Source organism: Parvibaculum sp., assembly GCF_002684405.1.
Classification (GTDB): Bacteria; Pseudomonadota; Alphaproteobacteria; order Parvibaculales; family Parvibaculaceae; genus Parvibaculum.
In genome coordinates this window covers 1-8,381 of sequence record NZ_NYVD01000142.1, presented here as the reverse complement: position 1 = coordinate 8,381, position 8,381 = coordinate 1, and the positions used below count along the sequence as shown (strand labels likewise).

Annotated in this window: 8 protein-coding genes; 4 read left to right on the top strand and 4 right to left on the bottom strand. The window is 61.5% G+C overall.

What is annotated here, in order from left to right:
• Window positions 1–671: DUF2145 domain-containing protein (locus CMI59_RS13210; protein ID WP_293328706.1), on the top strand; the 671-nt coding region annotated here is incomplete at its 5' end.
• 62 nt (window positions 672–733) lie between these two features.
• On the opposite strand, the gene CMI59_RS13205 is transcribed toward CMI59_RS13210, so the two are convergent.
• Window positions 734–1,117: a hypothetical protein gene (locus CMI59_RS13205; RefSeq protein ID WP_293328705.1), complete on the bottom strand. Its 384-nt coding sequence runs from the start codon at window positions 1,115–1,117 to the stop codon at window positions 734–736.
• A gap of 192 nt (window positions 1,118–1,309) precedes the next feature.
• Here CMI59_RS13205 and CMI59_RS13200 point away from each other — a divergent pair, with 192 nt between their 5' ends.
• Together CMI59_RS13200 and CMI59_RS13195 are read left to right on the top strand one after the other, a co-directional pair.
• Window positions 1,310–2,464 (top strand): ATP-dependent 6-phosphofructokinase, encoded by a 1,155-nt coding sequence (locus tag CMI59_RS13200; RefSeq protein WP_293328704.1) that lies wholly within the window; start codon window positions 1,310–1,312, stop codon window positions 2,462–2,464.
• Window positions 2,465–2,509: 45 nt separating this feature from the next.
• A complete protein-coding gene (locus CMI59_RS13195; RefSeq protein WP_293328703.1) occupies window positions 2,510–3,856 on the top strand; it encodes a mechanosensitive ion channel domain-containing protein in 1,347 nt (448 codons plus the stop codon).
• Between the two features lie 7 nt (window positions 3,857–3,863).
• Here CMI59_RS13195 and CMI59_RS13190 read toward each other — a convergent pair whose 3' ends face one another.
• The 3 genes from CMI59_RS13190 to purD all read right to left on the bottom strand — a co-directional run bounded on the left by CMI59_RS13190 (window position 3,864) and on the right by purD (window position 6,830).
• Window positions 3,864–4,322: a GNAT family N-acetyltransferase gene (locus tag CMI59_RS13190; protein ID WP_293328702.1), complete on the bottom strand. Its 459-nt coding sequence runs from the start codon at window positions 4,320–4,322 to the stop codon at window positions 3,864–3,866.
• A gap of 54 nt (window positions 4,323–4,376) precedes the next feature.
• Entirely contained in the window at window positions 4,377–5,468 is a 1,092-nt protein-coding gene (locus tag CMI59_RS13185; RefSeq protein ID WP_293328701.1) for a phosphotransferase family protein, read from the bottom strand.
• Between the two features lie 78 nt (window positions 5,469–5,546).
• Window positions 5,547–6,830 carry a phosphoribosylamine--glycine ligase gene (gene purD, locus CMI59_RS13180; RefSeq protein WP_293328700.1) on the bottom strand — a complete coding sequence of 428 codons (1,284 nt, stop codon included), beginning with the start codon at window positions 6,828–6,830 and terminating at the stop codon, window positions 5,547–5,549.
• Between the two features lie 169 nt (window positions 6,831–6,999).
• On the opposite strand from purD, the gene xseA reads away from it, so the two are divergent.
• Window positions 7,000–8,381: exodeoxyribonuclease VII large subunit (xseA, locus tag CMI59_RS13175; RefSeq protein ID WP_293328699.1), on the top strand; the 1,382-nt coding region annotated here is incomplete at its 3' end.

Genomic DNA, 8,381 nt, shown 5'->3' with positions numbered 1-8,381 from the left:
GGGGCGCCGTGGTGGCGCTGGTGTCGCGCATGGGCCGCGACCCCGACGACATGCCCGAAGGCACTGGCGACTACACGCATGTCGGCATTTGGGTCTATTCCGAGGTGACGGCGCCGGACGGCGGCAAGGTGAACGGCTATGCCGTCTACAATCTCTATCAGACAGAGGAAGACTCCGCGCGCAGCGAACTGGTGCAGGACTTCCCCGCGGAGTTTTTCGGTGCCGTCGTCGACCTCAAGGCCGGGATCATCATTCCGAACGCCGAGCTGCAGATGGAAATCCTGCGTGTGCTGAAGTCTCCGACCTACCGGAAACTGCATGTGCCGGCCTATTCCGTCGTCGCGAACCCCTATGAGTGGCGATATCAGAACTGCACGAACTTCGTGATGGATGTGCTCGTCGCCGCAATCTACGACACAGGCAGTCGAGTCGAAATCTCGCAACGCTTGCGGGAGTACTACGAGCCGCAGACGGTTCGGCTGTCGGGTCTTCTGCGGGTCGCCGGGTCGATCTTCGTACCGGGATTTGCGACGGCCGATCACCATGGCGGGCCCTTGCGGACCTCGACCTTCGGGTCTATCGCCCGCTTCCTGACGAAATACGAAATGGCAGAAGCCATTCTCGAAGTCTCGGAAGGCGGTGCCACCGAACCGGGGGCCGAAAGCCTCTGATGAAAGGATATGCAGCAATCTGGGCCCGGGTCGTCGGCTCGGGCCTTTTTGCAGTACTATCGCTACTTGCCCAACAGCGAGTCTACGATCCGCGGTTCATGCTGGTAGTTTAGCGCGAACTCATCGAGTTTCGCTGGCCAAGGTTCTTCATAAGAATAGCCCTCTAGCATATCGAGGTATCCATTCTTAACAAAAAGAACGAATCCGGCTCCATGCTTCAGCCCTTTAACTTTCGCATCAACGTCTCCTATGCGGAAAGTTGAATTTGAGGCTACCGGGGGCGGACCTGTTGGCACCGCAAAAGTACAAAAAAAGCCGTTGCCGGAGTACTCGCGAGTAACCAAATGGGCTGCTTCGGCCTGCAAACGCAACGTCGCCAGGATAGGGTGCTCTCCGGCGAGAAGTTTTGTCAGGACCGCGTTCTCAAGCTTATTTAACCCCTCCATTTCGCCTCCCGTTGAGCAACAAAAAATATACCAATACGAAGTGTTGCCGTCTTTCGATTGCCTTTCACAACGGCACTTTGCCCTGTGACGGCGATTGTCAGATTTTTATTCGCGCTCATGGAAGAGATCGGGGTCGTGCTTTGCTAAGGTGAAGGCGAAGCTATCCTGTCGTATCTCAAAGGGGAGCCAGTTATGCGGATCGGAATTCTCACAGGCGGTGGCGACGTGCCGGGTCTCAACCCTTGCATCAAGGCGGTGACGAGGCGCGCCAGCGAACTCGGCTGGGAAGTGGTCGGCTTCCGGCGCGGCTGGGCCGGACCGCTGGAATGGAACCCCGACGATCCGGAAGGCAGCGAAAAACACCTGATGCGGCTCGATCCGAACGCGGTGCGCACCATCGACCGTACCGGCGGCACGGTACTGCATTCTTCGCGCACCAACCCCGGCAAGGTGAAGGAAGAAGACCTGCCTGACTTCCTGAAAGGGAAATTCGAAAAGAACGACAAGGGGCTATACGACTGCACGCCGCATGTGTTGCGCGTGATGGAGGCGCTGGAGATCGATGCGCTGGTGCCCATCGGCGGCGACGACACTCTTTCCTATGGCGCACGGCTTCATCAGGAAGGCATGAAGGTGATGTCTGTGCCAAAGACGATGGATAACGACGTCTTCGGCACCGACTACTGCATCGGCTTTTCCACCGCCGTGTCCAGGTCGGTGGAGCATATCAATTCGCTTCGTACCTCGACGGGCAGCCATGAACGCATCGCGGTGATCGAACTTTTCGGCCGCAATTCCGGCGAGACGGCACTCATTGCCGGTTATCTCGCCGATGTGGACCGCGCGTTGATCGCGGAAGTTCCCTTCAATGTGAACCGGCTGTCCGAGCAGTTGCTGAAAGACCGCGCCGACAATCCCTCCCATTATTCCATGGTGGTCGTCTCCGAAGGGGCGCAGATGCAGGGCGGTGAAATCGTGGAGCGCGGCGAGGCCGACGCTTATGGCCATCGCAAGCTGGGCGGTGTCGGTGAACTCCTCGGCGAGGAAATCAAGCGCATCACCGGTGTCGGAATCGTCAGCCAGTCGCTGGGCTATATGATGCGGGCCGGCGCCCCCGACGCGCTGGACCTGATGGTTGCGAAGAGCTACGGCACCATGGCCGTCCAGCTTCTGGACGAGGGAAAGCACGGGTTGATGATGGCGATACGGGACGGCAATTACACCACCGTTCCGGGAGATACCTGCATCAAGGGCCAGCGCCGGGTCGATGTGGACGCGCTTTACGACACGCAAGCCTATCGTCCGCGCATCGCCAAGGTGACCGGCATGCCGATGTTCCTCTATTGAGGGAGGTTTCTCGACTTTCCACCGGCGGAATGCTTGAGTAGTGCCATGGAAGAGGGTGAAGAAGCAGTCGTTCTTTCCGACAATGTGCAGGATTTCGCGAGCAGCGCGGGACATGTACTGGAGACGCTCTGGACTCGCATAGAGACAAGCCTGTTCAACTGGCATGCGCTGGTGGAACTCGCGATCATCTTTGCCGTCGCGGTCGCGGCTCTCCAGATCGGGAAACGGGTTTCGCCAAGACTGCGCAGCATGATCGGGGGCTCCTCGTTTCCCCGCTGGGTCATCCGCACACTGGAACACCAGATCCCGCTGATCGCTGCGCTGAGCGCGCTCATCATGCTCTGGGTTGCGGCGGCGGCCCTTACCGCGGCCGGTACGACATCGGACCTGTTGTATCTGGCGACGAGCCTGCTGGTCGCCTGGGTGGTGATCCGCTTTGTGGGCGCCTTTATCGGCAGCGCGGTCGTGTCCGCGCTCTTTTCGACCATTGTCTGGGTGATCGCGGCGCTCGCCATTCTGGGCTGGCTGCAACCGGTCATGCATGCGCTGGATGCCGCCGCCATCCGCGCGGGGAGCTTGCGTATCTCCGTCCTGATGCTGCTGACCGGCGCAGCCCTGTTCGTCGTGTTGCTCTGGGCGGCCAATCTGCTGTCGAAGCTGCTCGAATCCCAGCTGGCCCATGTGGAAGGGATTACGCCCGCCGCCCAGGTACTGGTTGGCAAGATTCTGCGTATCGCGCTCATCACTATCGCCGTGCTGGTGGCGCTCACCAGTGTGGGGATCGACTTCACCGCACTCGCCGTCTTTTCAGGCGCGGTGGGCGTGGGTATCGGCTTCGGCCTGCAGAAGGTCGTTTCCAACCTGATCAGCGGGATCATTCTGCTGCTCGACCGCTCCATCAAGCCGGGCGACGTGATCGAGGTTGGCGACGCTTACGGCTGGATCCGCAAGCTGGGCGCGCGCTACGCGGCGGTGGTCACGCGCGACGGCAAGGAATATCTGATCCCGAACGAAGACCTCATCACGCAGCAGGTGGTGAACTGGTCCTACTCGGACCGCAATGTCCGCATGCATATTCCCATCGGCGTTTCCTATCACGCGGATGTGCGGCTTGCGATGAAGCTGATCGAGGAAGCCGCGCTTGCCTGCCCGCGCGTATTGCGCTTGCCGGCGCCGGTCTCGCGAATGGTCGGTTTCGGCGACAGCTCCGTCGATCTGGAACTGCGCTTCTGGGTGGACGACCCGGAACAGGGCACCGTCAACGTGCGAAGCGATGTATTGCTGGAAGTGTGGGACCGCTTCCACGAGAACGGAATCGAAATTCCGTTCCCGCAGCGCGATATTCACATCGTGTCGGCGGAAGGCCTGAACGGTACAAAGGAGACCGGCTGACCGAGCTTCAGTTTCCTTCGTCGGGCGCGCGCAGCAGCTGCATCATCTGGCGGGCTTCCTCGCTTCCATCCGCAATTTCTGCGAACCCGAAGCGCTTGTAGAGATCCTGCGCATCATGCGTGCTCAACATGACGCGCCGCACGCCCGCGACGGCCGGGTCGTTAAGCATGGTGTGGATGAGCCATTCCCCAAGACCCTGCCCCCGGTGAACGGGGAGGACATAGACGTCGCTCATCCATGCAAAGCGGGAGAGATCCGTCACCATGCGGCCGATACCGGCCTGTTCGCCTTCCGGAGAAAAAAGCCCATAGGCGCGAGAATTCATGATGCTGTCCCAAAGAACCGTCTCCGGGACGTCATGAGCCCAATAGGTGGCTTTCAGCATCTTCGTGATCTCTTCGCGATCAAGACGATCTTTCTCCAGACTGATTTCGAATCCCCGGCGAACCCACTCTGCGTTACTCATAAGATGTACTAACTCGTTTCTTGTTATTCGGTGGCGCTACTATTTCATGCAGAGTCACATGGCGCCAGCCTGCTGAGCGAACTTCCACGCCGTTTGTGCGAGAGGTTTAACGCGGGCAGCCTGTTCTTCGGCATGAGCGCTGGACGCGGTGCCGTCCCGCACGCGCCCGACGATGCCTTGAAGAATGCCGGCGAGCTTGAAGAAGTTGAACGCGAAATAGTAGTCCAGATTGTCGATACCCGGACGGTTCGTCCGCTCGCAATAGAGCTGCACATATTCTTCAAGCGTCGGAATGCCGAGAGATGCGAGGTCTGCGGTGGCGATGGTGGCGACGCCTGCGCCGTCGCCGATTTGCGGCATGACCCATTGCAGCATGGAGTAGGTGAAATCCGCCAGCGGATGGCCGAGAGTGGAAAGCTCCCAGTCGAGCACGGCGACCACACGTGGCTCCGTCGGGTGCATCACGGTGTTGTCCATGCGGTAGTCGCCATGCACGATGCTGGTCGAGCTGTCGTCCGGCACATGTTCCGGCAGCCATTCCATCAGCTTGTTCATTTCCGGAATGGTTTCGGTTTCCGAGGCGACATATTGTTTCGACCAGCGTGAAATCTGGCGGGCGAAATAGTTGCCGGGCTTGCCGAAATCGCCAAGGCCGATTTTCTCGTAATCGACCATGTGCAGATCCGCCATGGTATGGGCAAGCGATTCGTACATTTTCCGGCGCGTCTGCGGATCGAAGCCGGGCAGCATCGGATCCCAGAGAACGCGGCCTTCCACCATGTCCATAATGTAGAACATGGTGCCGACGATATTTTCATCCTCACAGAGACAATAGGTCTTCGGCGCGGGAAAGCCGATGGAATGCAGCGCCGTGATGACCTTGTATTCGCGGTCCACCGCATGCGCGGAAGGGAGCAGCTTCCCCGGAGGCTTGCGGCGCATCACATATTTCTTGCCGGGCGTGACGAGCTGATAGGTCGGGTTCGACTGCCCGCCCTTGAACTGGCGGACCTCCAGCGGTCCCTCGAAGCCCTCTACATGCGCCTGCATATATTGTTCGAGCTTCGCTTCCTCGAACTTGTGCGTTTCGGCCACTTCCTTGGTGCCGGAAAACATGTCCTGACGGCTTTCTGCGCTCTCGCTCATGCGCTCCTCCCCTTCAATGCGTTCTTGTTCTTCGGTACGAAAATCATTTTGAGGTGCTGTCCCTGCATGGCCGGTCGTTCAGACCGAGCCCTTTTCGCGCTCGATGGCGCGCCAGCCGATGTCGTTGCGGCAAAACCCTTCCGGCCAGTCGATGAGGCGCACGGCCTCATAGGCGCGTGCCTGCGCTTCGGCGACGCTCGCGCCGGTGGCCGTTACGTTGAGCACACGTCCGCCCGTCGCCAGAAGCCTGTCGCCGTCGCGCGTGGTACCTGCGTGAAAAACCTGCACGCCCTCCAGCGCCGACGCCTTGTCGAGCCCGCGAATTTCGGTGTTTTTGGGATAGGAGCCGGGATAGCCCTTCGACGCCATGACCACGGTGAGCGCGGTCTCGTTCTTCCAGTCGAGCGCCACGCCGCCCAGCTTGCCGTCTGCCGCAGCGACAAGCGCGGACAGAAGATCGCTGTCGAGGCGCATCATCAGCACCTGGCATTCCGGATCGCCGAAGCGCGTATTGTATTCGATGAGCTGCGGCCCCTCCGCCGTGATCATGAGACCGGCAAAAAGCACGCCCTTGAAAGGAAAGCCCTTGGCGCGCATGGCCGCGAGCGTTGGATTGACGATGTCTTCCATCACGCGTTCGCACATGGCACCCGTCATCACCGGCGCCGGGCTGTAGGCCCCCATGCCACCTGTATTCGGGCCCTCATCATTATCGAAGACGCGCTTGTGGTCCTGCGCGGCGACAAGAGGTACGGCGAGTTCGCCGTCGCAAATGGCGAAGAAACTCGCTTCCTCGCCCGTCAGGAATTCCTCGACCACGACTTCCGCGCCCGCGTTGCCGAAGCGCCCGGCCATGATCTCGTCGATCGCTGCCTCTGCCTTGTCCACCGTCTCGGCGATGATGACGCCCTTGCCGGCGGCCAGCCCGTCCGCTTTCACGACGATGGGCGCCCCGCGCTCCCGGACGAACGCCTTGGCGGGTTCGGCCTGGGAAAAGCGCCCATAGGCGGCGGTCGGAATGTTGAATTCAGCGCAGATATCCTTGGTGAAGCCTTTGGAGCCTTCGAGCTGCGCGGCGCCGGCGCTCGGGCCGAAGGCCTTGATGCCCTCCGCATCCAGCCGATCCACAAGCCCGTTCACCAGCGGGTCTTCCGGGCCCACCACCACGAAACCGATATCCTTGTCGCGGCAGAAACCGACAATGCCGTCGAAATCGAGCGGGGAAAGGTCGACATTCGCTGCGCCCTCCCCGGTCCCGCCATTGCCGGGCGCGCAATAAAGGGCGTCGCAAAGAGGGCTTTTCGAAATCGCCCAGCACAGCGCATGTTCGCGGCCACCGGAGCCGATCACGAGGATATTCATCAGGCTGTCTTTCCCTGGTTCCGCCCCATACAGGATATGGCCGGCGGCACGAAATTCATGCTCCGGCCGCCCTGTCGGCAGGATGCGGATTTCTTGTAACATGGGGTCCGATTCCGGCAAACCGACCCCGCGGGCAAGCAGGCCCGGGGTAGAAAGGATCTCCCGGCCAATGGCTCCTCCCGCACCGTCAGAGCGTTCCGGCAATGCGCATGAATTCTCCGTAAGCGAGATTTCCTTCGCCCTGAAGAAGGTGGTGGAGAGCGAGTTCGGTCATGTGCGGCTGCGCGGCGAGGTCTCGGGTTATCGGGGGCCGCATTCCTCGGGACACTGTTATTTCAGCCTGAAGGACGAGAAGGCCCGGATCGACGCGGTGATCTGGCGCGGGGTGTTTTCCAAGCTGCGCTTCAAGCCGGAAGAGGGGATGGAGGTCATCGCCACTGGCAAGCTGACCACCTATCCCGGCTCGTCGAAATACCAGATCGTGATCGAGGCGCTGGAGCCGGCGGGCGCGGGCGCCCTGATGGCGCTGTTGGAGGAACGGCGCAAGAAGTTCGCCGCCGAAGGCCTCTTTGCCGAAGAGCGCAAGAAACGCCTGCCTTACCTGCCCGAAGTGATCGGCGTGGTGACGAGCCCGACCGGCGCCGTTATCCGCGATATTCTCCATCGCCTGCAGGACCGCTTCCCGCGCCATGTTCTGGTCTGGCCGGTGCGCGTACAGGGCGAAACCAGTGCGGCGGAGGTCGCCGCCGCCATCCGGGGCTTCAATGCGATGAAGAAGGACGGCCCCGTTCCACGGCCCGACCTGCTGATCGTCGCGCGCGGCGGCGGTTCGATCGAGGATCTCTGGGGGTTCAACGAGGAAGTGGCCGTGCGCGCGGCGGCGGAAAGCGAGATACCGCTGATTTCAGCCGTCGGCCATGAGACCGATACGACGCTGATCGATTTCGTGGCCGACCGCCGGGCGCCGACGCCGACAGCGGCGGCCGAAATCGCCGTGCCCGTGCGCGCGGAGCTGGTGGACGCGGTGATGGACCGTAGCCGCCGGCTGACGCGGGCGGAGGCGCGCTTCATCGAGCAGCGGAAAAACGACCTGCGGGGCCTTGCCCGGGGCCTGCCGCGCCTTGCCGAACTCATCGCTCTGCCGCGCCAGCGTTTCGACAGCGCAGCCGACAGGCTGGCGCGCGGCCTGATCCGGGCAACGGAGGTAAAGCGCGCCCAGCTTCAGCGGCTGGAGGGTAGGGTGAGCTTGCGGCCGATCCGCCAGCGTATCCGCGACCGCCGGGAACGCGTCTCGGAAGTGGCCGCGCGGGCGGAAAGGGCGGAGCGGCGGCATCTGACCGATCTGGCCCGGCGCCTCGATGCGAGTTCCAAGCTTCTCAAATCCTATTCCTATGAAGGGGTGCTGGAACGCGGCTTTGCCGTGGTGCTGGACGAAAACGGCAAGCTGGTGCGCGGCAGCGAAGGCCGCAAGCCGGGCGAGGCGCTGAATGTGGAGTTTGCCGGCAAGGACAGGCTGGGTGTCGTGGTCGCCGATGGCGGCGGCACGCCACG